General features: G+C 59.8%; 22 protein-coding genes and 11 pseudogenes. 17 read left to right on the top strand and 16 right to left on the bottom strand.

The window, feature by feature from the left end:
• Nucleotides 1-318: 318 nt before the first annotated feature.
• Together GGD53_RS31800 and GGD53_RS32400 are read right to left on the bottom strand one after the other, a co-directional pair.
• A pseudogene (locus GGD53_RS31800) lies at nucleotides 319-509 on the bottom strand (non-homologous end-joining DNA ligase); the annotation flags it as partial.
• A 32-nt stretch (nucleotides 510-541) separates the two neighbouring features.
• Nucleotides 542-829, bottom strand: coding sequence for a hypothetical protein (locus GGD53_RS32400; protein WP_432443160.1), 288 nt, complete (start codon nucleotides 827-829; stop codon nucleotides 542-544).
• Between the two features lie 678 nt (nucleotides 830-1,507).
• Here GGD53_RS32400 and GGD53_RS16525 point away from each other — a divergent pair.
• The 4 genes and pseudogenes from GGD53_RS16525 to GGD53_RS31790 form a co-directional block, all read left to right on the top strand.
• Entirely contained in the window at nucleotides 1,508-2,182 is a 675-nt protein-coding gene (locus tag GGD53_RS16525) for a transcriptional regulator (RefSeq protein ID WP_012489415.1), read from the top strand.
• A gap of 127 nt (nucleotides 2,183-2,309) precedes the next feature.
• A complete protein-coding gene (locus GGD53_RS16520; protein WP_040111699.1) occupies nucleotides 2,310-2,864 on the top strand; it encodes a hypothetical protein in 555 nt (184 codons plus the stop codon).
• Nucleotides 2,865-2,999: 135 nt separating this feature from the next.
• Nucleotides 3,000-4,094: a nucleotidyltransferase family protein gene (locus GGD53_RS16515; RefSeq protein ID WP_011053293.1), complete on the top strand. Its 1,095-nt coding sequence runs from the start codon at nucleotides 3,000-3,002 to the stop codon at nucleotides 4,092-4,094.
• A gap of 167 nt (nucleotides 4,095-4,261) precedes the next feature.
• Nucleotides 4,262-5,129, top strand: a pseudogene (locus GGD53_RS31790) (HAD-IC family P-type ATPase); the annotation flags it as partial.
• 76 nt (nucleotides 5,130-5,205) lie between these two features.
• Here the strand turns inward: GGD53_RS31790 and GGD53_RS16505 are convergent.
• Nucleotides 5,206-6,027, bottom strand: a complete 822-nt coding sequence (locus GGD53_RS16505; protein WP_184457667.1) for a universal stress protein — start codon at nucleotides 6,025-6,027, stop codon at nucleotides 5,206-5,208.
• A gap of 129 nt (nucleotides 6,028-6,156) precedes the next feature.
• Between GGD53_RS16505 and GGD53_RS16500 the strand changes: the two are divergent.
• Nucleotides 6,157-6,614, top strand: a pseudogene (locus GGD53_RS16500) (pyridoxamine 5'-phosphate oxidase family protein).
• Between the two features lie 426 nt (nucleotides 6,615-7,040).
• Here GGD53_RS16500 and GGD53_RS31785 read toward each other — a convergent pair.
• Genes GGD53_RS31785 through GGD53_RS16485 form a run of 3 tightly spaced genes read right to left on the bottom strand, consistent with a single transcriptional unit; the run spans nucleotide 7,041 to nucleotide 7,744 of the window.
• Entirely contained in the window at nucleotides 7,041-7,151 is a 111-nt protein-coding gene (locus tag GGD53_RS31785; RefSeq protein WP_244597462.1) for a hypothetical protein, read from the bottom strand.
• The gene (locus tag GGD53_RS16490; protein WP_225880286.1) at nucleotides 7,148-7,402 is read right to left on the bottom strand and encodes a hypothetical protein; all 255 of its coding nucleotides are present in this window, start codon (nucleotides 7,400-7,402) and stop codon (nucleotides 7,148-7,150) included. The genes GGD53_RS31785 and GGD53_RS16490 overlap by 4 nt, the downstream gene beginning before the upstream one ends.
• Before the next feature lie 42 nt (nucleotides 7,403-7,444).
• Entirely contained in the window at nucleotides 7,445-7,744 is a 300-nt protein-coding gene (locus GGD53_RS16485) for a hypothetical protein (RefSeq protein ID WP_029875516.1), read from the bottom strand.
• Between the two features lie 136 nt (nucleotides 7,745-7,880).
• On the opposite strand from GGD53_RS16485, the pseudogene GGD53_RS16480 reads away from it, so the two are divergent.
• From GGD53_RS16480 to GGD53_RS16470, 3 genes and pseudogenes are all read left to right on the top strand, one after another.
• Nucleotides 7,881-8,764, top strand: a pseudogene (locus GGD53_RS16480) (zinc-binding alcohol dehydrogenase family protein); the annotation flags it as partial.
• Between the two features lie 108 nt (nucleotides 8,765-8,872).
• Nucleotides 8,873-10,228: a trypsin-like peptidase domain-containing protein gene (locus GGD53_RS16475; RefSeq protein ID WP_011053299.1), complete on the top strand. Its 1,356-nt coding sequence runs from the start codon at nucleotides 8,873-8,875 to the stop codon at nucleotides 10,226-10,228.
• 123 nt (nucleotides 10,229-10,351) lie between these two features.
• Nucleotides 10,352-11,000 (top strand): annotated as a pseudogene (locus tag GGD53_RS16470) (BON domain-containing protein).
• Between the two features lie 409 nt (nucleotides 11,001-11,409).
• Here GGD53_RS16470 and GGD53_RS32255 read toward each other — a convergent pair.
• A pseudogene (locus tag GGD53_RS32255) lies at nucleotides 11,410-11,844 on the bottom strand (response regulator); the annotation flags it as partial.
• A 766-nt stretch (nucleotides 11,845-12,610) separates the two neighbouring features.
• Here GGD53_RS32255 and GGD53_RS16460 point away from each other — a divergent pair.
• Nucleotides 12,611-12,757: pseudogene (locus tag GGD53_RS16460) on the top strand (hypothetical protein); the annotation flags it as partial.
• 220 nt (nucleotides 12,758-12,977) lie between these two features.
• Here GGD53_RS16460 and GGD53_RS16455 read toward each other — a convergent pair.
• Complete coding sequence (locus GGD53_RS16455) at nucleotides 12,978-14,030, bottom strand: type III polyketide synthase (protein ID WP_184457665.1); 1,053 nt, start codon at nucleotides 14,028-14,030, stop codon at nucleotides 12,978-12,980.
• Between the two features lie 270 nt (nucleotides 14,031-14,300).
• Between GGD53_RS16455 and GGD53_RS16450 the strand changes: the two genes are divergently transcribed.
• From GGD53_RS16450 to GGD53_RS31455, 4 genes are all read left to right on the top strand, one after another.
• Nucleotides 14,301-14,510: a CBS domain-containing protein gene (locus tag GGD53_RS16450; protein ID WP_008534154.1), complete on the top strand. Its 210-nt coding sequence runs from the start codon at nucleotides 14,301-14,303 to the stop codon at nucleotides 14,508-14,510.
• A 154-nt stretch (nucleotides 14,511-14,664) separates the two neighbouring features.
• Nucleotides 14,665-14,922: a BON domain-containing protein gene (locus GGD53_RS16445; RefSeq protein ID WP_029875514.1), complete on the top strand. Its 258-nt coding sequence runs from the start codon at nucleotides 14,665-14,667 to the stop codon at nucleotides 14,920-14,922.
• 39 nt (nucleotides 14,923-14,961) lie between these two features.
• The gene (locus GGD53_RS16440; protein WP_164517822.1) at nucleotides 14,962-15,105 is read left to right on the top strand and encodes a hypothetical protein; all 144 of its coding nucleotides are present in this window, start codon (nucleotides 14,962-14,964) and stop codon (nucleotides 15,103-15,105) included.
• A gap of 321 nt (nucleotides 15,106-15,426) precedes the next feature.
• Nucleotides 15,427-15,747, top strand: coding sequence for a hypothetical protein (locus GGD53_RS31455; RefSeq protein ID WP_008534157.1), 321 nt, complete (start codon nucleotides 15,427-15,429; stop codon nucleotides 15,745-15,747).
• Here GGD53_RS31455 and GGD53_RS16435 read toward each other — a convergent pair.
• From GGD53_RS16435 to GGD53_RS32395, 6 genes and pseudogenes are all read right to left on the bottom strand, one after another.
• Nucleotides 15,698-16,086 (bottom strand): annotated as a pseudogene (locus GGD53_RS16435) (transposase); the annotation flags it as partial. The gene GGD53_RS31455 and the pseudogene GGD53_RS16435 sit on opposite strands and share 50 nt — an antisense overlap.
• Before the next feature lie 148 nt (nucleotides 16,087-16,234).
• Nucleotides 16,235-16,477 carry a hypothetical protein gene (locus GGD53_RS16430; RefSeq protein WP_244597457.1) on the bottom strand — a complete coding sequence of 81 codons (243 nt, stop codon included), beginning with the start codon at nucleotides 16,475-16,477 and terminating at the stop codon, nucleotides 16,235-16,237.
• Between the two features lie 120 nt (nucleotides 16,478-16,597).
• On the bottom strand, nucleotides 16,598-17,359 hold the full coding sequence (locus GGD53_RS16425; protein WP_004674371.1) for an N-acyl homoserine lactonase family protein: 762 nt from the start codon (nucleotides 17,357-17,359) through the stop codon (nucleotides 16,598-16,600).
• Nucleotides 17,356-17,640, bottom strand: a complete 285-nt coding sequence (locus GGD53_RS32250) for a 2Fe-2S iron-sulfur cluster-binding protein (protein ID WP_184457664.1) — start codon at nucleotides 17,638-17,640, stop codon at nucleotides 17,356-17,358. Before GGD53_RS32250 ends, GGD53_RS16425 begins: the two co-directional genes overlap by 4 nt.
• A 186-nt stretch (nucleotides 17,641-17,826) precedes the next feature.
• On the bottom strand, nucleotides 17,827-18,432 hold the full coding sequence (locus tag GGD53_RS16415; protein ID WP_237353339.1) for an FAD binding domain-containing protein: 606 nt from the start codon (nucleotides 18,430-18,432) through the stop codon (nucleotides 17,827-17,829).
• Between the two features lie 242 nt (nucleotides 18,433-18,674).
• Nucleotides 18,675-18,848: pseudogene (locus tag GGD53_RS32395) on the bottom strand (transposase domain-containing protein); the annotation flags it as partial.
• A gap of 195 nt (nucleotides 18,849-19,043) precedes the next feature.
• On the opposite strand from GGD53_RS32395, the gene GGD53_RS16405 reads away from it, so the two are divergent.
• From GGD53_RS16405 to GGD53_RS16385, 4 genes and pseudogenes are all read left to right on the top strand, one after another.
• Nucleotides 19,044-19,511, top strand: coding sequence for an avidin/streptavidin family protein (locus GGD53_RS16405; protein ID WP_004674376.1), 468 nt, complete (start codon nucleotides 19,044-19,046; stop codon nucleotides 19,509-19,511).
• Nucleotides 19,512-19,735: 224 nt separating this feature from the next.
• Nucleotides 19,736-19,963: pseudogene (gene tnpB, locus GGD53_RS32390) on the top strand (IS66 family insertion sequence element accessory protein TnpB); the annotation flags it as partial.
• 326 nt (nucleotides 19,964-20,289) lie between these two features.
• A complete protein-coding gene (locus GGD53_RS16390; protein WP_008534161.1) occupies nucleotides 20,290-20,577 on the top strand; it encodes a hypothetical protein in 288 nt (95 codons plus the stop codon).
• A 47-nt stretch (nucleotides 20,578-20,624) separates the two neighbouring features.
• Nucleotides 20,625-21,327: pseudogene (locus tag GGD53_RS16385) on the top strand (IS66 family transposase zinc-finger binding domain-containing protein); the annotation flags it as partial.
• A gap of 42 nt (nucleotides 21,328-21,369) precedes the next feature.
• Here the strand turns inward: GGD53_RS16385 and GGD53_RS16380 are convergent.
• Complete coding sequence (locus GGD53_RS16380; protein WP_004674379.1) at nucleotides 21,370-21,762, bottom strand: hypothetical protein; 393 nt, start codon at nucleotides 21,760-21,762, stop codon at nucleotides 21,370-21,372.
• Nucleotides 21,763-21,788: 26 nt separating this feature from the next.
• Nucleotides 21,789-23,738, bottom strand: a complete 1,950-nt coding sequence (locus GGD53_RS16375; protein WP_018446454.1) for a multicopper oxidase family protein — start codon at nucleotides 23,736-23,738, stop codon at nucleotides 21,789-21,791.
• Between the last annotated feature and the right edge of the window lie 46 nt (nucleotides 23,739-23,784).

Genomic DNA, 23,784 nt, shown 5'->3' with positions numbered 1-23,784 from the left:
CGCTTGTAGGGGTTTCCACACCCCAAGGCAGCGCGTACTGCCTCGCTGCGAAACCTAGTTGAAATCCGCGCGCGGCGCAACCGAATGCTTCACAAGATTCAATGGCTTCGCTCTTCCAACGCTGCGCGAAGAGCCTCGGCGCTTTTGAATACGCCAAGTGGCGCTGTGTGAGCCGCGGCCGAACGAATGGCGTCAGCCGCAGGCTAACGATCTGTTCTGGGTCCGTACGCAATGGCCGGAAGGGTCGTCGGAGCCTTTTTGCTGCGGGGTGATCTGGTTGAAGTCGGCGTATTTCACCTTAGACGCCACCTCCGCTTGTTAGGATGGATGGCGAAGTTTCCCATCAGCTGTCCAGGAAACTCGATCTCGGCGACCAGGGTCGGCTCGACCCAGACAATAGCGGCACTTCAGGAATAGGGCAGGGGCGGCTGCTTTCGCTTCCAGCGCAGCTTGTCCAGCATCTTCCGCAATCGGATGGCCTCGGCTTCCTTGAAGCCCGTTGATGCAGACCGACCGAACCTCGACGCTGTGTGCTCTCGCATCACACAATCTGTGCCGGCGCATAAAAACCCATCGGCTGTGGAATTGATGAGCGCGGCGCAGAAGGCGTCAGGGTAATGGCCTCGCCGCTCTGGGCGGCTGCTCGGCGGGACGATATCCGACAAGCGAGTGTGCCGGCTTCGCTGCTCGAATCGCCGAACGCCGTGCTTCTGCTACACCTCGCATCGGCTGGGAGGGGCGCTGACGCCGGTTGCTGACGACCGGTCATATCGCCGGGCTTCTTGTCTCCGGCGAAGGTGTAAAGCGGCTTACCTTCCCATTTCTCAATGGCTTCGTCGGAAATCCGCGGGTTATGGGCATCGATGATTGGAGCTGGCGGCATTCCTCGCGGTACGGGACGATCATGGTCGATCTCCGCCCCACTTCTGCCCAAGGGGTCGCAACGATCTTGGCTTCCATATTTGAAGATACAACACTGTGCCCGCCCAGCGACATTTCCTTATCAGCTTCGTCACCACGCCGATTGTGGTGCCGAGGAAGATCGCATAACGGATCGAAGGGAACTGGCCCGGCAGGCGAGCAAAGAAAGACAAGGTTGACAGGCGCATTGCTTCTTCGATTGAGGGTTCGGCAGTTCATGCGTGACGACGGTGGTGCCGATCGATCTGGCCTTCGCCCGTGCGCGCTGGCAACGCCGGCGCTCTGGATGCGCTACATAGACCGCGTCGGGGTTGGCGGAAAATCTTTTAAGACTCCGGCGATGTACAACAAGGAAGCTCGCCGATAAGTTGCCCACGTGCAACTTTTGAATCAGTACGGTTTGACTTCGTTCAGGGCCAATGTAGCCTCACCCGTCTCATCCCCCATTCGACTGGCCACGAATTCTGCTCCTGGAAAGGTGAGGTGGACATTTGAGCGTGGCTATAGACGGGCAGTCCGGTAATCGTTATTTCGGATATACCACCCCATCACCAAATCATCCAATGAATTTTCAAGGCCTTTTATATTGAAAAAAGTGCAACGCAGTTTTGCCGTCGAGTACAAAAGCGGCAGACGAAAACTCGATACTAGGTCGAACTCGATCTGGGGCAACGTGGACCTAAAGTCCGTCGCTCGCGACCTAGACGAAGAGGCAATGCCGTTTCTGTCGGATAGCTCTCAGAGTGGCAAATCCGACAGCGAAATTTCTCTACCAAAACCAGATCAGGCTGAGTCGTTGTTGACACCGCCTCTTGAGCCGTCGACAACTGCATCAGATGCACAGGAGATAAGCATGGCCGACGAGACTGATACTGCAACCAGTGCCGATGTGCCGGCCGTTGTCGAAACGCCAATTACGCCGAAGAAACAGCGCAAACCCAGGGCCAAGAAAGCCGCGGCACTCGAAACCGCGTCAGCTGACACTACGGCAGAGCCAGCAGCTGCTCTGGCCGGCGCCGGTGGTGTGAAGAGGAGAGGGCGCAAGACAAAGGTGATCGAAGCTGCGGCGAGCGCCAAACGCGCACCTGTGCGCCGTGCTCCGAAGGCGGTGCAGACAGCCTCGGCCGCGCCGACGACAGCGATCGATGAAATGGCGGACCTCCTGCAGTTAGAAGAGGAAAATCAGCGGCTGCGCAAGCTTCTGGCTGAAAAACTTCGCGCTGAAAATGCCGATCTGCGCAAACGGCTCAAACTCGATTGATAAAAGCAGCTGGTCAATCGCCGGCCGCATTTCCATGCTTATCAAGAGATAAAATTTGGCGACGGTGAGCTGTTGCCGGAATGAAGACTTACTGCCTGCTTGCGGGATAAAACGCGAGGTCGGATAGATGGCGTCTCCCTGGAAATTTCTTGCCCGACTGGTCTCACCGGGACGCGAACAAAAGCGAAAAAACGGCTCGACCGAGAAGGTTTCGCCGGAGGCGTTGCCTAGTTCTGGTCCGACTGAAACGCCTGCCGAGGACAGCCTGAATAGCGATGGTCGGCCGGCAGGCGCGGAGCTACCTCGTCACGGTCAACCCGGTGCAGTTTCCCTCAAGCCTGTGCATTCCGAAGAAGCCGAAAGCGATGTCCACGACAAGGTCGACGGCGAAGTTGCCGAAATCGTGGAGGTCGCTGATCCCGCTATATCCGGTGGTACGGGTATCAACGCCACCGCTGCACATGATGCCGCTTGGATCAAGCGAACTGCCGAGGTCGCACCGCGCGAGCAAAGGAGCCGCAGCAAGGAAGCGGTGGCGATTGCGAACGATCCCCAATTTATCCAAACTGCAAACGGGATGAGCCTCGATGACGAGATCAGGATGCTCAGGGATCAGCTGGCCAGAAAGCTAACGTTGCAAAACGCGCAGTTGAGAAAAATGCTGGAGCGGTTTGAACCATGAGCGTGACGCGCTGCCTGCCTTTTAAGCTTGTTGCAGGTGTCCTTTCAAGACGATAGAGGCGGCATCCTATCTTGCGACCTATCCTCACGACGGTTATACTGTTTTTGAAAAACAGTATAACCCTGGAGTCGAGCTATGAAGTCCATCGACCTCATGTATCAGACGATGCTCGCTGAGCTCGGTCAGCGCTCGCTCGACGCCGCTTGGACGGCCGATTTCCCTCCGGAGGGTCGGTTCACCCCGGCAAACATCAAGGGGCGCAAGTACTGGTATTTCGACATCCCGGATGGACATGGTGGTACGAAACGTCGTTACGTCGGTTCCGCTGATGATCCGGTTATCGCACAGCGCGTAGCTGATCATAAGCGGGACAAGGACGATCTACGCGCTCGCAGGCGCTTGGTAAATACCCTGACCCGCGAAGGCGGGATGATCGCCCCTGACGCCATGTCGGGCGATATCGTCGAGGCTCTTGCCGATGGCGGTCTCTTTCGGCTCCGGGGTATTCTCATAGGCACGGTGGCCTTTCAGTGCTATTCAGGACTGCTCGGTGTCCGTCTTCCCATGGCTGCGATCCTGACCGGCGATGCTGACATCGCCCAGGACTATGCCATCAGTCGGGAGGTCGAAGATAGTCTGCCTTCGATCCTTGAGTTGCTGCAGGGCGTCGACGCCAGCTTTCGTCCAGTTCCACATCGATCGGGAGCCGCGGTCTCGTCAGCGTTTCAGAATGCCGACGGCTACAGGGTTGAGTTCCTGACGTCGAACCGTGGTTCGGATGACTACATCGATCAGCCGGCGAAGATGCCCGCTCTTGGTGGCGCCAGCGCGGATCCACTGCGCTTTCTCGACTTCCTCATAAGGGAACCCGTCAGGACAATGCTGCTCCACCGAAGCGGTGTTCCGGTCGTCGTCCCTGATCCGTCCCGGTATGCCGTCCACAAGCTAATAGTCGCCAGCCGCCGAAACACGGACGGGCAGGGGCCGGCGAAGCGTGAGAAGGACATCCGACAAGCTGCGCTGCTCTTCGAAGCGCTGCAGCAGACAAGGCGATCTACTGACTTGGCGCTCGTCTACAACGAAGCATGGAGGCGCGGGCCTACATGGCGAGAAGGTATTCGAACCGGGGCGGGAATGCTGCCAGCACAAGATGCCGAGCGGCTCAACACGGTCCTGACCGAGGGCGGAAAAAGAAACGGCGAAGAAATTGAACTTCCGTTTGGAGAATAGGCCGTCTTTCAAGGCTAAGCAGTTGATTTGATTCGAAGTCGTGAAGACAATGAAGATGAATATGGTCCTGCGGGGTCCTGTGCCGAATATCTGCATCGCACGGTCTCAGATCTGGCCCCGGCCAGCGCCGGGCAGGCGAAGCGCTGATCTACATAGCAAGGGGGTCAATCGAGAAGATCGCGGTCGGCGACGTGCTCCTGATACGCAAGGGCGACGTCGTACCGGCCGACGGGGCTCTCGTCAGCGAAGTCGCGACGATCGACCAGGCGGTCCTGACCGGAGAGCCCTTAAGGGTGCGCATCGCGAGGGATGGCAACATTTCAAGTGGCGCTACGAACGAGGGGGACGTGATCGAAATCCGCGTTCTAAGTCGCGCCGAGACAGCACCTATGCCGGAATACCGGAATAGTGAGGCTCGTGGAAGCATCGAGGCGCTCCAAGGCGAAGCTGATGCGACTGGCCGACCGGTTCTCGGTGTGGTTCTTGTTCGCCACGGTAGCGATTGCAGGCGTCTCGGCGTTCATGTCCGGAGACCTGTCAAGGATCGTGGCCGTGCTGGTCGTCGCCACGCCCTGTCCGTTGATCCTGGCCGTACCCGTCGCACTTGCGAAGGAGGGCGTTCTGGTGAAGGGTGCGGGACCTCTCGAGGCACTCGTCCAGGCCACCGTGGCGGTGTTCGACAAGACGGGGACGCTCACCGCGGGACAGCCCGAAGTCGGCCACATCGAGGGATCGGAGCATCCTAACAGGATCCTGCGGCTGGCCGCCTCGCTGGACCAGGCGTCGGGCCATGTGGTCGGACGCGCGCTGGTGGACGAGGCGCATAGACGTGGGTTGGTAGTGAGCCGCCCATCGGAGGTGACCGAGACCGCGGGATCCGGAATCGTCGATGGCGTGCGCGTCGGCGTCGGAGGAGACGCCTATTTCGCAGAGGCGCCGCCGTCCGGGCCTAACGGGTCAGGCAGCGCAATGCGTGTCAAGGTAGTGTTTGACGGCACGCCGGCTGGCACGATCACGCTCGAAGACCGGCTTCAATACCTTCCGCCAGTCGGCGGGGCATTGCTTCAGGAGGCCATCGACGTCGCGGTCATTCTAACGCCCTTCGCGCCCTCTAATGGGCGAGAAGCACTGGTAGCTCGGCCTTGACGAGAAGTTCTCGAGTGACGCCGCCGAGGATGAACTCACGAAGCCGCGAATGGCCAAATCCGCCCGCGACCAGAAGGTCCGCCTTTCGTTCCAGCGCGGCCGATTGGATGGCGCCTGTCGCGGTCTCGCCGCCTGCCTGGATCGATACGTCATCCACGTCGAGTCCCGAATGCTTCAACGAAGAGATCAGGAGGGCGCGGTTCGCCTCGTCGATCTCCTTGTCGTCGGTGATCGAGATGACCTGCACCTTGATCGCGCGTTCGATGAAGACCCGTGCGCTGGAAAGGGCGCGCGCTGCGGTGGCGCTGCCGTCCCAGGCGACGGCGATCGTGTCCACACGAGAGTAGACGCTGGTGGCTGGAAATAGCACGAGCGGACGGCCGCTTCCGAATAGCAGCGTTTCGGAGAGTTGCCGGGAGAGCTCCGAGGCTTCGACGATGGAAAGGTCGTAGCACTTGGCAATTTCAGAAAAGCGTTCATAGACGAACGGTTCCCTGACCTCGAATCCGTGGATTCGCACCTCGAAGCCAGTTTCCGAAATAGCGTCGGCGATGTGTCCCCGCAGCGAAGTCCCGCTGTCCCGGCTATACCGTTCTGCTTGTCCCCGCCATGTCTCGACATCGATAACGGTGGGAAAGGGCGGATGGACCTGGGGGATCCGGACTTGTGGAATACTGGCGACGAGATGGGCGTCATTTTGCCTAGCGAGGCCGATAGCATTGTCGATTATGGCGAAGGAACTCGCGTCGGGATAGGTCGACAACGGGAGATGGAACTGCGGCTTCATGCTTGCCTCCTGAGGTTAAACTTCCGTCATGATGCATGCCGCTGAGAGAGTTCGCATTGCGCTTGGTCAAGGCCGCGGCGCAATGAAGCTCCTATAATCGCGCCTTCATCGAAGCTGGAGGATACGGCCATGACGATCAATCTGACGGAGATCAACCCCGGTGAGTGCTACCGCATCCTGGAGAACGAGCGTTTCGGTCATCTGGCATGCTGCAAGGATGGGCAGCTCTACGTGGCGGCGATCTATTTCGCCTTTTCCAACGGCGTCGCCTATAGCTTCACCATGCCCGGCAAAAAGCTCGACTGGATGCGGGGAACGACAAGGTCTGCCTACACATCGAGCAGCGTTCGAGCGCCGGCGGGTGGACGAGCATCGTCGTCGAAGGCAGGTTCGAGGAATTTCCTGACAGCGAGGCGCGACAAAGCGAACGGCTCCACGCGTGGTCTTCTCCAAAAGTATTCGGACTGGTGGGAAATCGGCTCTATGAAGCCCCAGGAGTTCCCCATGCACCCGATGGCTCTCCTCATGTCTTCTACGGCATTGCCGTCACGGCCGTGTCGGGACGCAGTGCAGTCAGAACGGAATGACCGTCGATGCTCGAGCCGAACCCGCATCCCACAATCGGAGCACCACATGCCATATCTACGCGGCCTATATCCAAGCGCCACATCTAATTTCACCTCGCACCCGCGTTTCGCGCGGGCGCTCTGATTCAAGACGAGATCTTTGCCGGTCGGCCGCGGTCACTGCGGATTTGACGGCGTCCGCCGCCCGGCGAGGGCTTCGATGCTTTGAATTTCCGACTCGACTTGCCCGCAGTATCGACCACGGTGATGCGGTCGAGGTTCTTTCGGACTATGTCGAGGGCGAGCTGGAGGAGTATCCTAGAGAGGTGGCGCGACTGTGTGAGGCCGGGTCACGAACGTTGTCGCACGCCGCCGAAATGTGTCGCGACGTCGCCGCCGGTCAGGCCAACGAGGCTGAAGCGAAGACGGTCGTGTGAAGCCCGCGGCTCATCGGATGGTTCGCAAGACGAGCACGGTGCATGGTGCGCGCTGCACGACGTGGTCCACGACCGAGGCGAAGACGCGGTGGAGCACGTCGTCGCGGCGAGAGGCGATCACGGCGAGATCGGCGGCATCTCCTTTGCGATGGCGACGATGAGCTGCGACGGGTTGCCCGCTCGGACGTGTATAGAAGCAGGAGTCTCGGTCGACCGCGGGGCTTCCGAAAGCCTGGTCTCGGAGGCTCCCATCACCTCAACCGCCCAATCGTTCGGCGAGGCCGACGAGGGCAGGCCCTCCACCGCGTGAACGAGGTGGAGGCTTCCGTTGGGCGCGATCTGCGCGTGGGCCGTTTCGACGAGGTGGAGCATGCGTTGCCGGGATCCTCGGCCGATGGCGCCGTGGCGAACATGTCAGTATATGTCCTTGCCAGACAGGCTAACGAACTCGGTCGTCAGTCCGTCGTCATGCGCTTCCTTGAGAAGCCGATCGGCGCTCATGATGTCGAGACACATGGTGCCCGTGAAGGATTGCCGCAGGGCGCAGCAGAAGTGATCTCTCGCCCATGCCTGGCCTCGCGGCGTCGCCGCCGTCACTTCCCAGCGATCCTCGTCCCGACGTCCGAGAACAAGGTCTGCGGACGTTCGCTCGACGGGAGGAATGGTCGTGGCAGCGTTCGTTTCTGTCTTGCCGGTCTTTTCTTGTTCGCGCATGTCCGTCTCCTTTGGATGAGGTCGTGGCGCTGTGTCCAGGAGCCTATCTGTCCCCGGGCGTTTGTCTTTGACGAGCATCAATCCGGATGTTTGACCGGGATCAAGCCAAGGTGGGGAAGGTGGCGATACGACTGTGGCCTGCGGCGTCTGCCGGACGGACCTTCACGTCTGCGAAGGAGACCTCTCCCAGCCAAAGCTTCCTCTCGTTCCAGGGCATGAGATTGTCGGAACCGTGATCGCAACGGGCGAGGGCCTTCCTCGTCGCCTTGTCGGTCAAAAAGTCGGGGTACCTTGGCTGGGCCATACCTGCGGGCACTGCGCATATTGCCGAGAGGGTCGCGAGAACCTGTGCAACGATCCTGGCTTCACGGGTACACAATCGACGGCGGCTTTGCGGCCCATGCGGCGGCCGAGGCGGGCTACGCGTTCGAACTGCCTGAAGATGCGGACCCGGTGGCGACCGCGCCTCTTCTCTGCGCGGGCCTCATCGGGTGGCAATCCCTGAAGATGGCGGGCGAGGGGAGGACGATCGGCATCTATGGGTTCGGCGCGGCCGCCCACATCCTCGTGCAGGTGTGCAAGCATCGAGGCCAGAGCGTCTATGCGTTTGTGCTTCCCGGTGACGAGGCCGGACGGAAGTTCACGCTTGATCTTGGCGCCGTCTGGGCCGGGTTTTCCGGTGAAAAGCCGCCGGTGCCGCTCGACGCCGCCATCATCTTCGCGCCGGCCGGCGAGCTCGTGCCAATGGCGCTCGACGTGGTGCGGAAGGGCGGAACGGTGGTCTGCGGCGGCATCGACATGTCAGACATTCCGAGCATGCCCTATCGTCTGCTCTGGGGCGAGCGGCGGGTCGTCTCGGTGGCGAACCTGACGCGGAGCGACGGGGCGGAATTCTTCTCGATCGGGAAGGCGGCAGGGGTCAGATGCTTCACCAGCGTCTACCCCCTCGAGCATGCGAACGAGGCTCTCGACGATCTGCGCGCAGGCCGTGTCTCTGGAGCCGCCGTGATCGTTCCGTAGCCGATGTTCCCCTTGACAAGGATCAATGCGCTTTGCTTGCGCTACACAAAAGCTTCTTCGTCAAGACGTCCGCCGACAACCGGCGGCGCTTCCGCAAGGAGATCAGAGATGTCGCGTTCGTTGCTCGCCTTGGCGGCGCTCTTCATCGCAGGTGAGAGCCTATTGTCGGCTCCAGCCGTTGCAGACAGCCTGTCGCTCGCGCCGATGCTCCAGCGTGTCGTGCCGAGCGTCGTCAGCATCTCGGTGCAGGGCAGGGAACTCGACGACGCGGATGCAACGCTTGCTGATCCCTTCTACAGAAAGTTCTTCGGACTACCTGACGACGCTGCGCCGGCAGAGCACAGCTTCCAATCGGCCGGATCGGGTGTCGTCATCGACGAGGTCCACGGCTACATCGTCACCAACCAGCATGTCATAGCAAGCGCCTCAAAAATCGAGGTGGCGCTCTCCGACGGCCGACGCTTCCAAGCGAAACTTGTCGGCGCCGATCCCGAGACGGATGTCGCTGTCGTTCAAATTCCACCTGATCATCTTGTTCAAGCCGAGTTTGGAAGCGCGTCCTCGCTTCACGTCGGCGACGTCGTCGTGGCGATCGGGAATCCCTTCGGCCTGGGCCAGACCGCGACGATGGGCATCGTAAGCGCGCTTGGGCGCCGTGCCGTGGGATCGGAGGGGTACGAAGGATTCATTCAGACGGACGCGTCGACCAATCCCGGCAATTCGGGCGGCGCGCTTGTAAGCGAGGACGGCGTCGTGGTCGGGATCAATAGCGCGATCATCGGCCCCGCCGGAGGAAGCATCGGCATCGGTTTTGCGGTCCCAGCCGAGACTGTCGGCATCGTGATGCGGCAGCTCATCCTGACCGGCAAGTTGGTACGCGGCGAGGTGGGAATTTTAACGCAGGACCTGACGCCCGGTCTCGCAAAGGCGTTCGGCATCGATGAAGGGGCGGGCGCGCTGGTCAGCGAAGTCCTTCCGGGTTCACCGGCGGCAAATGCAGGAATTCAGCCGGGCGACGTCATTCGGATGGTCGACGGAAGGACGGTGCGCGGCGCGTCCGACGTTCGAAGGCTTGTGGGATCGCTACCGTTGCAGTCCAAGCCGTCCTTCCAGATCGACCGCGCGAGCCGAAGGATAGAAGCATTTCCCGTGGTGTCCGACGCACCGGTTGCCGAACCGGCTGCTCCGCGTACCATTCATATCGGCCGCGGCCCTCTCGCCGACGCCGAGATGGCGAACTCTCCCGATGGTCCCGGCGCCCGCGTCGTCGTCGTCGCCGAGGGTTCGGTCGCGGCACAGGCCGGCCTGCAGCCGGACGACGTTATCGTCGCTCTCGACCAGCAGCCGGTGACGGACGTCGGGCAACTCCTCTCAATACTCGTGAAGGAGCATGCCCGTGCTCTCATCACCGTCGTGAGGAACGGCCACCGCCTCTTCGTGGCCGCTGACGTGCAGACCCAGTAGCAGCCCGCAGACCGTGTTCTGTCCGCTGAAATTCCAAGGTCGCTCTCGTGCTTGATGAAGATCAACGACGAAAATCTGCGGCGCTGTCACGATCGGCACGTCGCAAACCTGAAGGAGGTTGTCATGAACGACATTCAACTCAGACAGAACATTCTCGACGAAATGGAATTCGAGCCCAGTATCGACGCGGCTGATATCGGCGTCGCGGTCGAAAGCGGGATCGTCACACTGACTGGTCACGCGCGCACCTACGCGGAGAAAGACGCCGCAGAGCGCGTGGTTAGTCGCGTCAAGGGCGTGCGCGGAATAGCTGCCGATATCGAGGTCCGGATTTTCGGGCCGAAGGAAACAGACGACGACGACATCGCCCGGCGAGCTGTCAAAATGCTCGACTGGAACGTTTCCGTGCCAAAGGATTCGGTGCAGGTGCGGGTCCTCAAAGGGTGGATCACCTTGCGGGGAGAGGTCGAGTGGCAATATCAAAAGAACGCTGCCTACGACGCCGTGCGGCATCTCGCCGGCGTAGTAGGGGTGTCCAACCTAGTGGAGCTGAAGCCGCATATTACGGCGGTGGATGTCAAGAAACGCATCGAGGATGCTTTCCAACGCGACGCCGCTCTTGAGGCCGATGCAATCAGAATCGACGTCCAAGGCAGAAAGGTAATCCTCTCCGGCAAGGTGAAGACCTGGTCGGAACGGCAGGCGGCGGAGCGCGCTGCATGGTCCGCTCCAGGGATCAGCAACTCTCGACGACCGACTGACGGTCGGGTGATCGAATATCGGGATTGGCTAGACGTTACTGCTCTGCCCACACTCAGCAGCAAGGGCGCCGCTGAGCGCCCTTCGCATAGAGCCCAATTTCCTTGATCGACTTGCGCGCAGATCTCGTCTTCGGAATGAAATTCCGCACCACCCGTTGCAGAGCCTCCGTCGCGAGCACAAGGCGACCATTGTTGTTGTTGGAGAGCGACCTTGGGTGGCGACGTAGGCTGGGATCTTCCGCGAAGAAAGATATGAGTCCCCGCAACGGCAGCGCGATTGAGGTTCGGGTTTGATTTTTCTAAATTGAAATCCTGCTGTCGAGCAGAATCGCTATTAGGCCTCGCGGCGAGCAGCAGCCTGAGACGGGTCGACATCTCCGATGCAGTGTACGGCTTCTTCAGCCAGCCGGCGCCCGCTTCGATCTCCTTTTCCGCGGCATGGGGTTCAGAAAAGCCCGACGTCAGGAGAATTTTCACCCTCGGCCAGCGCTCCCGGACATTCCGGGCCAGTTCGTCGTCGTTCATTCCCGGCATGGCCACATCACTGAACAGGAGCGCTACGTCATGCCCCGCCTCCAGCTCCTTCAACGCGTCGATCCCGTTCGTAGCTTCGATCACGAAGTAGGCAAGCGTCTGCAGGCGGCTGACCGTCACTCGGCGAACTCTCGCGTCGTCCTCGACCACCGGGATAGTTTCCGTGCCCCGAGGCGGGGCTTCCTCAGCCCGCTGCTCGTTCGGATGAGAATCCTTTCCGGCGTCGGCGCGTGGAAGAAAGAGGCGCACCGTCGTCCCTTCGCCAAGTTCGCTGTAGAGCTGCAGGTGCCCTGCGGATTGCTTTGCGAAACCGTAGACCATGCTCAGCCCAAGCCCCGTTCCCGAGCCCGTCGGTTTCGCGGTGAAGAACGGTCGAAAGCCCTCTCCATCACATCGGACGTCATTCCGGTGCCGGTGTCGGTCACGGAAATGAGGACGTAGCTGCCGGGGCGGATCGCCGGGGTACATCCCGACATAGTCGAAGTCGATCTTGCAACAGAGCCCTTGCAGGCGGGCACCTCAAAGCAGACAGGAGCTGCGATGGAGGACAAGGCTTCGCAGGTTCTATCGAGCACGAAATACAGCACTGCTATCAAGCAGTTGGCAGGATCCGTGCTCTCACAATCCAACAAAAAGCGCTGATGAACGAACAAAAACTTTCGAACCAGTTTCTGTTGTTTTTCCCGGGCTTCTCGTCAACCAGTCTTATTCCGTTTCCTGCCACCTTAACTCATCATCTTCCGGAAAAGCGGCAGTTGGTTGCGAACATCCAGTGCCTCGGTCGGTGGACTCCGCTGAAGCGCCTATTTGAAGTCACTCTGCCCCAGATACGCTTCAATGCAGCTAGGAATGGGAAGCGATGAGCAAAGTGCGTAGGAGATCAAAGTTTCCCACTCCTTGTGGCCTGCCGAGGTCGGCGATCGATGACAGGCGTAATCGAGAGACACTGGCCTCCGAGACATCAATGCCGCTTGGGGGAGACGTATCTGACAACGTTGGTTGTAAATCCGCTTTTGTTTGCCGATGCACATTCAGTGCCATGGCTGGATCGCATGGTTCAGATACACGCAGATAGACATCGCGACCGATCGCGCGCGTGCCCGGCCTCGCCGAAAAGGTGCCAGATGTGACGGCAGCCTTGCATGCAAAGCTCGACGAGCACCGGGCGTTCGTGCGGGAGCGTGGAGAAGACTTGCCGGAAATCCAGAATTGGCGCTGGGCACGCTCCTCCTAGTGCGACAGAGGACCGGATTGGGTAGCGACTACCACCAGCCATACTGCCGCAGCTACGCCGGCACGCAGGAGAAAGGATTCGAGTGCGAGGTGGCAACCTCGCCTTCGACTTGGGGTGTCCCACGGCAATCGCAGCCTTTGCAGCGTCAGCTACCTGTTTCGAGTCCTGTTCGTTCTGCAAACGATGCGATCTTAAAACGTCCTGGAGAATGATCGCCGGGTCATGCTGCAGCCGTCAACGAGAGGCAGCTAAGGGTGAAGCCCGGTCCCATCGCCGTCAGGACAGTTCTCCTGGGTAGTCCTTGCGCAAGAAGCTTCTCGAGTACGAACAGCGCGGTTGGCGAGGACATGTTCCCATAGTCCGAGAGAACCTCACGTTCCTGGTCGAGGGTTCCCTGGCTTAGTTTAAGCGCCGATTCCAAGGCGGTGATAACCTTTGATCCACCGGGGTGGCACGCAAACCGGTCAACGTCGGCAGGAGCAAGATCTGATCGGGCGAGTATGGACGTTACGCCCTTCAGCACATGAGTTTCGGCGAACGGTGGTATCGCACGATCGAAGATCACGCCCAGACCCTCCGGATCGACGCTCCATCCCATGATGTCTAGCGTGTCGGGCCACGTATGCTGGCCTGCAAGTTCGACCTCGGCCAGACCGGTCTCACTAGCACGCACCACGCAGGCGGCGGCCCCGTCGCCGAAGAGGGCGGTCGCCACGATGTTCGCCTTCGTAAGCTTGTCCATGCGAAATGCCAACGTGCAGGTCTCGACGGCGACCACCAGCACGACTGAGCCTGGCCGGGATGCCGCCAGCCGTGACCCGATTGAAAGCCCAGAGACTCCGCCGGCACAGCCGAGGCCAAACACGGGAACCCGTTCGACATCGTCCCGGAAGCCCAGTTCTCGGCTTACCCTCGCTTCCAGACTAGGTGTCGCAATACCAGTCGAGGAGACGGTTACGATCGTGTCGACATCGCCTGCTGCAATGCGCGCCGACACGAGAGCCTTGCTGGCGGCGGCGACGAACATTGCACCCGCGCCCTCGATATGAGCGAGGTTTCGTTCGGGCCATCCCGACGTCTCGAGATACCACTCGATCGGCCGGACGGCATAGCGGCGCCGAATTCCCGAGGTTTCGAACACCCTTGCCAGCTTTTCGAAATCGCCAAATCGCGATGAGAACGCGGTGTGCGAGGCTCGCGCCGCGTCACGCTGGTCGATGACATGTGGCGGAACGGCGGTGCCGACGGATACCAGCTTGACGGGTTGCTGCATAAGACTCCTTGCGACGGCGCGGGAAGAATTTGGTACGCCGCGCGAGGACGAGACCGAACCGTAACGCCTCGATCCTCAATAAGTTGCAATGCGGGCGAGCCTGACGCCGCACTTCGTCGGAAGGCTTCAGAGACGACGACGCGTGAAGAATGCCTCCCGCGGCTTCGTGTCTGCCTTGATCCACGTCAATGCGCTCAACAAGTTGGCTCCGTAATTGTCCGATCGAAAAGGAGACAGCGCGATGCTTGCTAGAGACATCATGACGACCCCGTGACGACGCTCGACGAGGGACACAACGTCAGGGAAGCCGTCGAGATCGTCAACGCCAGCAAGATCGGCGCGGTGCCCGTCATCGATGGCGAAGGGCGGCTCACCGGCATCGTCACCGGGGAGACCTGCTGCGCCGGGTGGCGTCATCCTGGGCGAGACGGGCGGTACCGCATACGCGCGACCGCGAAGATGCACTGGCGGACTATGTGAAGGCCCGAAGCTGGCGCGTCAAGGACGTGATGTCGACGCCCGTCGTCAGCGCCGCCCCGAGCGCAACCGCGAGCCAGCTCGCAGAACTCCTGCAGGCCCACGACATCAAACACCGAACGGCAGACTCGCCGGCATAATCAGCCGTCACGACTTGATGCGAGCGCTTCTCGATGTTCGACGGCAGTGTACTGCTTCCGGCGACGAGGCCCTAGGGACGGCCGTTCGTGGCCGCCTGGAAACCGAGTTCGAAATAAGGTTCCCCATCGTCAATGCGACCGTCTCCGACGGGGCAGTGACCCTGAGGGGAGAGGTCGAGACGGAGCTGGAATGCTCGGCGGCCAGGGTGGCGGCGGAAAGCATCCGCGGCGTCGGCGGCGTGGTAAACAACATCACCCTGGCTACCGCATGGTGAGCTCTCTCAAACTATGAAATCGTCCCTGGAGTTTCCGTCATGTTTGTCAGGGTCATCGCAGACGCCGTCGCGTCGAGGTTTCTCCTCGTCATCCTGATCCTCATGGTGGGGACGGTCGTGAGCGTCCTACTGGTGAGGCCATCCGACGACTCCCGAACCGGGCGCGTCGAGCGCTCTCTCTGACCCGTGAGTGCGCGATGAACATCTGGCCCTCCAGGATTTAATTGTCCGGCCGCGTCCCGCAAATGGCGCGACGGATTCGATGCTCTCCGAACTATTCGGCTTCATCTGGCTGATGGGAAGGCGTCATCAGGCGTTGGTCGCAGGGCTGTCCCTGGCTCTTTTCGTTATCGGCGCGGCGCCTCTCGAACTCCAGCGCCGGATCGTCAATGAGGCGACCGAGCAAGCGTCATACCGGTCTCTTCTCTTTCTCGTCTCCCTCTATCTCGCGGTCGCAGTGTTGAAGGGCGCGATAAATTCACCTCCAACCTCTAAAGAAGCTGGGTGGGCGAAAAAAGCACGCTTTGGCTCGGGGCGCGCGTTCTGCATCGGGCCGAGACGCCGCCATCGGAATCCACGCTCGAGGGGGTTGAGCTGTCGATCGTCTTTGCGGAAGCGGAACCGGTGGGCAGTTTCGTTGGGACCAGCATCTCCGAGCCGCTACTCCAGATCGGCATCCTTGTCACCGTGGGCGGTTATCTGATCTATCTCCAGCCGCTGATGAGGATGGCCGTCGCAGCCACCTTCGCCCCGCAGATTGCGTTCGTCCCGATGTTAGGCTGCTCACCTGGCTTTTGGAGATGCCGCTCATACCCATGGCCTTGACCAAGTCGTCGACAGAACGAGTCGAGATTCCCTGGATATACGCTTCCTGGATAACGGCCGTCAGAGCTTTCTCTGCCATGCGGCGCGGTTCAAGGAAGCTCGGAAAGTAGCTGCCTTTGCGCAGCTTCGGAATGCGAAGCTCGACGGTGCCAGCCCGCGTCTCCCGATGTCACGGTAGCCATTGCGTTGTGCGAGCCGCATCGAGTTCTTCACACCGAAGTCTGCACCCGTAGCCGAGCCTACTTCCAGCTCCATCAGCCGCTCGGCAGCAAGACCGATCATCTCACGCAACAAATCTGCATCGGCACTCTTCTCAACAAGGGAGCGCACGTTCATCATGTCATTGGTCCTCGGTGATCTTTCCGTCAGGTTGGTCTTGAACAACCCGACCCTAGCGGAAAAACACTGATGGCCGCCCGCAAAGCCGATCACCCGCTACAGCGCAACGAGAAGCGCGCGGGCGCTCGGCTTTACTCCCTACCGTCACCTACGCCACGTACTGGGACACGATCCGATAGAACGGCCACCTTTTCCCGCGTGCAAGTGGCCATATGGGGGTGGCGTAATAACCAGGCATACGCGAGGTCGGTATGGCAGGTTTGATCTCTCCTTCCAGGTCGCTCGCGTTATAGATCGCGACGACGCCGGGCACCGAGAACGCATCGCCGACATCGATGTTCAGGATTCGGGCATGTGGCTGGTCGGAGCGTCGCAATGCGATATGCAACATACCGCGGCGCCATGTCATCGACATACTGACCAACACCCGTCAGCAGACGTGGATCTTCGGTGCGCTTGTCCCGCTTGCCGACAAGTTTGAGCCGCAGCTCGACGGAATGGTCCTGCTGGCTCATTCGTAGAACTCCACACCCTTTCGCAACTCTTGCCATTGCGCGTCGTCGTGGCCGAAAATGATAGAAGCTCCCCGCTCCCGAAGAGCTTTCAGGCGAGCGAGTGCCTCTGCGGCGAGTTCGATGTTCCAAGTATTTCTCGGAGCGATACCGGTGTCGACGCTCGCCTGGAGCGGGGCAGCATCTGAAGCGAGTATAAATGAACCATCTTTTTCCAGCTCGACACGGGCGACGGTCATTCCGGGGGTATGACCCGGCATGGGCAGCAAGACGATGCGCCCGTCGCCAAAGACGTCATGCTCGGCATTGAAGGTCTGGAAACCCTGGGGCTGGTCCCATTCTCCTCGAAGATAGCCTTGATTTTCTGCACCGCTTGCCGTGGCGGCCTGCGCCTCCGCTTCGTGGCAGAGGATCGTTGCGCGCCGAAAGTACGCGTTGCAGCCGCAATGATCGGGATGCAGATGTGAACAGATCACAACATCTATGTCCTCGGGATCGAGAGCAAGAGTCTTCAACTGATGAACGACCGTCCGCTCTGGCGAAAAGATCGGGGTCATAACCTTGCTTAACCCACCCCATCGCGCGCCTGGATCGATGGCGGCCTCTGGATTGCATCCGCTATCGAACAGCGCGTTGCCTTGGGGATGGCGCATCAGGGTGGCGTGAACCGGCAATTCAATCGCTTCTTCCTTCAGCGCCCCAGGGACGTAGATGGACCGGCGCATACGAAGGCGGCCGGCCTCGAGAAAATGCATCTTCATCTTAAAGGTCCTCTCTTGCTAGCCAGTTCGCGGACGGCGTTGACGATGTTTTCATAGCCCGTACAACGACAGATGTTTCCTGAGAGCGCTTCCCTGATCTTATCATCGGTTTCCAGCGGATGGTGGCGAAGAAGGTCGATGATCGCCAACGATGAAACTGGGCCTACAAATTGGCATTGCAGGCCATGATGCTGGCGGAACGCTTCTTGGATTCGTCCGAGTATCGACGCTTCCCTGGCCATGGTTTCGATTTCGCTTCCGTCTGTCTGCACTGCAAGCATCAGACAGGAGCGTGCGCTCCTTCCATCGAGAATGACGGTGCAGGCACCGCAAACGCCATGTTCGCACCCGACATGGGTTCCGGTCAGGCAAAGGATCCTGGCGCAGGAAGTGGCTCAGCAGCGTTCGTGCTTCGATCGTGCGCGTCATATACGCTTCGTTGACGCTGACGGTGATCGTCTTCTCACTCATCTTGCTTGAAGCCTTTCGTGGTTCGCGCGGCTCCAGGCGGCGCGACGGGCCCGTTTGGCAAGGACGCCTGAGAGATGCCTGCGGTAATCTGCAGAGGCATGGATATCCGTGTTGGGCGTGAGGATTCCAGCCAGGCGATCCGCCACCGTATCGAGAGCCGGCTCGGAAACATCCGTCCCCTCGATGATGCCCTCGATCTCTTCAAGCCGCAGCGGGGTTTCACCAACGCCCATCATGCCAACGCGAACGTCAGACGCCCTGCCATCTACACAATGCAGCGTCGTCGCAAAGCAAGCGAGTGCGAAGTCCCCGTGGCGTTTTGCAAACTCCTCAAATCCCCATCCGGCATCCGGTCTCATCGCGTCGAGCTCGACGCGAATTACAAACTCGTCCGGTTCCAACGAGTTGACCAGCGATCCGACAAAAAAATCGGCTGCAGGTATTTCGCGTCTGCCGCGCTGAGAGGAGGCGATGACCGTCCCACCGAGGAACCGTGTCATCATCGGCATCTCGGTCGCTGGATCCGCATGCGCGACGCTGCCGCCGAAGGTGCCGCGGTTGCGCACGGTCATATGGGTGACGTGATGCATCGCCTCATGCACGATCGGCAAGTGTTGGCGGATGATCGGGTCTGTCGCGGTCAAGTGATGGCGTACCGTCGGCGCCGATTCTCACCCGATCTCCGTGCAGTTCGATCCGATCTCCATGAACCGACGTTACTACGCGCGGCGCCCAAAATCCCGCGGCCCTGCTCGGATGGATACGATCTCTCTGAGCAGTTCGAGGTTCTCGCCGGTCATGGTGGCCACGTCTTCGATCGTGCAGATATGCATCGAACGAGCCATCAGGCGGCCTTTTGCGCAGTGGAGACCGTCGGAAGCATATTCCACGGCAACAGGTCTTCAAGCCTATCTACCGGTTAATCTTTGATCTGGGTTAGGACGTCCGTGAGGTAGCTCTCGGGGTTGCGGCCATGCAGTTTGTCCGTTCCAATGATGGTCAAGATATTAGCGTTGCGCTATCCCGTTCGTAATTTGCATCGTGTAAGTCTTCACTCCTGATGCTCGTTCTCGGGCCGCGCCACGCAACGCGCGGCCCGTCTTTCGGTTTTCTCAACCCGGGAAATTGCTACTCGGATTGATTGATTATTACGAGTTTATATGCAACCTTCGGTACGATCGCCGACGGTCGGCGCACATCAGGAGGAAAAACCATGATCCGTACTAATGCAGTTGCAGCACTTGTGTTTGCTGTAGCAACCTCAGCTCTTGCTTTCGATGCAAGCAACTTCAAGGATTTTTCAAGCATCGCATCGGCTTCCAGCAGTTGGCAGAACCAGTCCGGCTCGACGATGATCATTCAAGTCGACTCGTTCGGAAATGTCTCCGGCCAATATGTAAACAGAGCCCAGGGCACCGGATGCCAGAACTCGCCCTATCCGCTAACAGGAAGGGTAAACGGGACGTTCATCGCATTTTCGGTCGGCTGGAACAATTCGACGGAGAACTGCAATTCCGCAACCGGATGGACCGGCTACGCACAGGTCAACGGCAACAACACTGAGATAGTCACGAGCTGGAACCTCGCTTACGAAGGCGGCTCCGGTCCGGCCATTGAGCAAGGACAAGACACTTTCCAGTACGTGCCGACGACTGAGAACAAAAGCCTCTTGAAGGATTAATCTCCTCTGCCCTGCCGGCGCTGGCCCGTCAGAGATTGTGGAGCAAGAATTCATCGAATATGGCCAAAGGCTTAGACGAAGCTGCTTTCCCTGCCGAATAAAAGCGCCGCGTGCTCGTCCGCGCGGCGCAAATCCTTATTTGATGAGTTCAATGCGGCCAAAACGGCAAGCTTTCCGGACAAAAGTAAGCATCCGAGGATGCGCCGCCTTGGGGCAAACGCGGCGATCTGATCAAGGTCGTTTGGCACGATGGCCAGGGGGCCTGCCTGTTCACGAAAAAATTGGAGCGAGGAAGGTTTATCTAGCGTGACGGCCAGGGCGCTTGTCTGTTCACGAAGAAGCTGGAGCGCGGCCGCTTCATCTGGCCGTCAGCCGCTGACGGCACGGTGGTGATCACACCGGCGCAGCTCGGTTATCTGCTCGAAGGTCTACAGAAATATCCCTGCTTGTGAGTCTGACGAATCATCACCGGACAAGATCGGGGTGCTGGATCCGAGCCATCCGTTATTTGGACGCTCCTTTAATGTGATGCGTGAGGTGGGACGTAGAGGCGGCAACTTCGCGCCGTCGTATGAGGTTGAACATCGTGGTGGATCGACCTTGCTGATACCCGTGTCTGCGACACAGGGATATGTCGAAGCCTGAAATACTGACGCGCGAAGGACACCATTCGCCCAATTGTGAGGAGAAGGTTTTGCCAATCACTGTGCAACGCCTCCGCCTTGCAGCGGGCATCTAGGTAAAGGCACAGCGCAACAGATGGACACACGAACCTAGTTTGCTCAGCGCCGTACAACTTGCCGCCAGGCTCGATATTCCCGTCAATTGGATTTACGTTCAAATCAGGCGGAAGCGCCTGCTCATCGACCAGCAATCAACCGGAGCATATTTGTTCCAAAATTCCCCAGCGGTCGTCAACGCGGTTCGCGACCTTCGCAACCGTACCATTCATCAACTCGATCTGAGAATCATTCAGCCTCACCAGGAGGGGCATCAACATGCGTTGTCGCTGGAGGGAATTGACTGGCGCGCACGGCAGGAAACCTGGCGCCCCAGCCGGGTTTGACTCAATTTTTGCATTGAGATTGTTGAGAAATCTGATTCAATGTCGTTATGACATTGCCGCCGCTTACCCTGCCATCGGACCTTGCCAGCGCTCATCCGGCGCTGCTGGCCGAACGTGTTGCGCGGCTGCAAGCTGAGGCGGACGCGGCCAACGCGAAGGCGCGGCTGTCGAGCATTGAGGCGCTCAACGTGCATTTGCAGTTGCTGATCGGCAAGCTGGAGCGCGAGAAGCACGGGCCGCGCCGCGAGCGCACGCAGCGGCTGATCGATCAGTTGGAATTTGCAGCTCGAAGAGCTCGTGGCGTAGGCCGCCGAGGACGAACTGAGCGTCCAAGAGGCCGCGGCCAGAACGCAGTCCGTGCGCGCCTTCGCCCGCAAGCGTCCAGTGCGCAAGGCGTCGCCCAAAGACGTCGAGCGCGCACGCATCGTCATCGAAGCGCCGACGGCATGTGCCTGCTGTGGCGGCTCGCGGCTGTCGAAGCTGGGCGAGGATGTGACGGAAACGCTGGAGGATATCCCGCGGCGATTCAAGGTGATCGAGACGGTGCGCGAGAAATTTACCTGCCGCGATTGCGAGGCGATCAGTCAGGCTCCCGCACCGTTCCATGCGACGCCCGCGCGGCTTCATCGGCCCTCAGTTGCTGGCGACGATCGTGTTCGACAAGTTCGGGCAGCACATCCCGCTGAACCGCCAGAGCACGCGGTTCAAATGTGAGGCATCGGTCCGTCGACCCAGACCCTGGCCGGTGAATGTTGATCCGAATGTCTTCGAGCTGCGGCAAATGCTGGAGCATCACTGTCGCACGGCATACCAGGAGGCAACGTAGCCGGCTGCGGCGACCCCATGCGAATGCGGGACGTCGCGGACGATGCTACCGACAATGGCGTCCCTTTGATCGACGCCATTCGGCCAGTTCGGCACGATGTAGCCGCGATAGCTGTAGATCCAGGTCTCGCCGGCCACATCGCCCTTTCCAGTGAATTGCAGCTCGACAGGGTCTCCCGGACGCACCGTACCGGTCAATTCCAGCGACCACCCGGGCCCACCAATGGTTCCGCCGACCTTGCGCCGAGCCAACTCGGTCAGCACCAGCGTTCCCTGGCCAAATTCCAGTGCATTGAAATCAACCGATAAATCGGGATTGTTGATCAGGCTGCGATAACTCCAAGTGCCAGTGAAGCTCATAGTTCCTCCCAATGGCGATCGACGCCCTAATGATGGCCGGAAACGGTGCCACCCTGGCCGTCCGGCAGGGTGATCCTGATGTTCTGCATCATGCCCTGGTCCTCATGATCGAGGATGTGGCAATGCAGAACGAACTCGCCGATATAGCGCTGGTAGTGCGTCCGCACGGTGATCGTGTAGCGCGCCGACGGATCGGTGCCGGGATTCTTGATCCACAGCGTGTCCTTCCAGACATTTTTCAAGCCTGGATATTGCGGATCGCCGTCGTCATCGGCGCCAAGCGCGCTGACATCGTTGCCGGCCGCATCGACAATTTTGATGATCTGAAACGGATTGACATGGATATGGAATGGGTGGCTGACGAAATCCGAGCGGAGCGTCCATTCGTCGACTCCGCTCAGCGGCAACGTCCGGTCGATGCGGTTGGGATCATAAGGTTTGCCGTCAACCTCGAAGAAGGTGGCACCCGGCTGTTTCACATCGATGTTAAACACCAGTTGCTGCTCGCCAGTGACCTCGCCCGCGTCGATGTCCGGATGGGGAATAAAGCTTGAGAGCGACATCTCGTTCTTGAGGTCATCGATAACCTTGCCGGCGACATTCTGTGACATCGTGCGCTCAGCCGCCGAAATCAGCCAATCCTGCAGATAGGTGCCGATCTCGCCATTGACGGCATGGCCGCCTACTGCAGTGACTATGCCGAGAAGCCGTCGGCTTGGAGCCTCCTGGTTGACGCTGGCCGCTGCCGGTGCGGCGCCATCGATGATGCAGTAGTCACCCGCTCCTGGCAACACCACCAGCGCGTCAACGCGGTAGCCCGGTTGCAGGATCGCTTGCTGCCGCATCTGCACCTGCGCCATTGTCAGCCCGTCCTGGGCCACCACCCCATACGGAATAGTATCCTTGCCGCAATTCTGATCGATCCATCTGTCGGTGTCCGCTGCCGCAAGCGTGCGGAACGCGGTCGTCCCGGTCTTGCGCCGGATTTCGAAATTGATGGTGTCGCGAACCCCGGCGTGTATCATCCGCCACCGCTCGACCGAGCCAGCCTCCGCTAATGCCAACTGACCAAGCACCTGGCCGTTGACGCTGGTGAAGCGGCCCGAAGCCGGCCAACTGCCAGGTCCGAACTGATCGTAGCTTTCGATGCCGCCCACCTGTCCTGGCTGGCAATCATAAGTGATGTCGCCATTGTTATCGGTGCAAGCATATTGAATCTGCTGTAGCACCAAAACCCGTTCGGCGATATCGGAGCCGCCCGGCTGCTTCAATAGGCGGTCGATATCGCCAGTCTCGGTCGGTGTCGGCATGCGATCGCCACGGATGATCAACGCCCCGGACATGCCACTCGACACCTGCAATGCGGTTGATCCGTGTAGGTGTGGGTGATACCAGAAGGTGCCGGCGGGATGCTCAACGGCGATGTTGTATTCATATTGGAACGAAACGCCGGGACGGATTGAGATCAGCACATTATCGCCATTGCCAGACGGATTTACCCAGAGACCGTGCGAATGCAGGTTGGTACCGTTGAAGCAATGGGGGGTATTGGCACTGCCACCGCCGATGCCGCAGGTGGAATCCTGAGGGAACAGGTTGTGAAGCGTTACCCGCACCGTCTGACCGGGCCGTAGATCGATGGTCGGTCCAACCAATGGCGTGTCGGCACCGGATAAGCCGGTCTGGCGGGCGTCTTGATAGCCGCGCAGTTTAACGTGGTCGTAGCGCGCCGTGGCCGGATTGTAGATCTGTCGGTCGAGATAGGTAGCGTTCATATCGAGCAGAACCTCGCCCGGAAATGTCTCCCGGCTTTGTTCGAAGGTTTTCAGCATCCCCTGGGATTTTGTGATAGGTTGCAGCATATAGGCCAGGGGGTTAGTCACGGCCCTGGCCTCTTGAGCGACTGCGAATAGCGCATGGGTGACCGAAAAAACGCTCGCCATACCGAAGATCGCAATTTTGTCAGACACAGACAAACAACCCTCCCAAACCTCTGCCCGGAGTTTTGTTCTCCCCGGGTCG

It is taken from the genome of Rhizobium aethiopicum, assembly GCF_014197535.1.
Taxonomy (GTDB): Bacteria; Pseudomonadota; Alphaproteobacteria; order Rhizobiales; family Rhizobiaceae; genus Rhizobium; species Rhizobium aethiopicum_A.
This window is presented reverse-complemented; position numbering and strand designations above follow the sequence as displayed.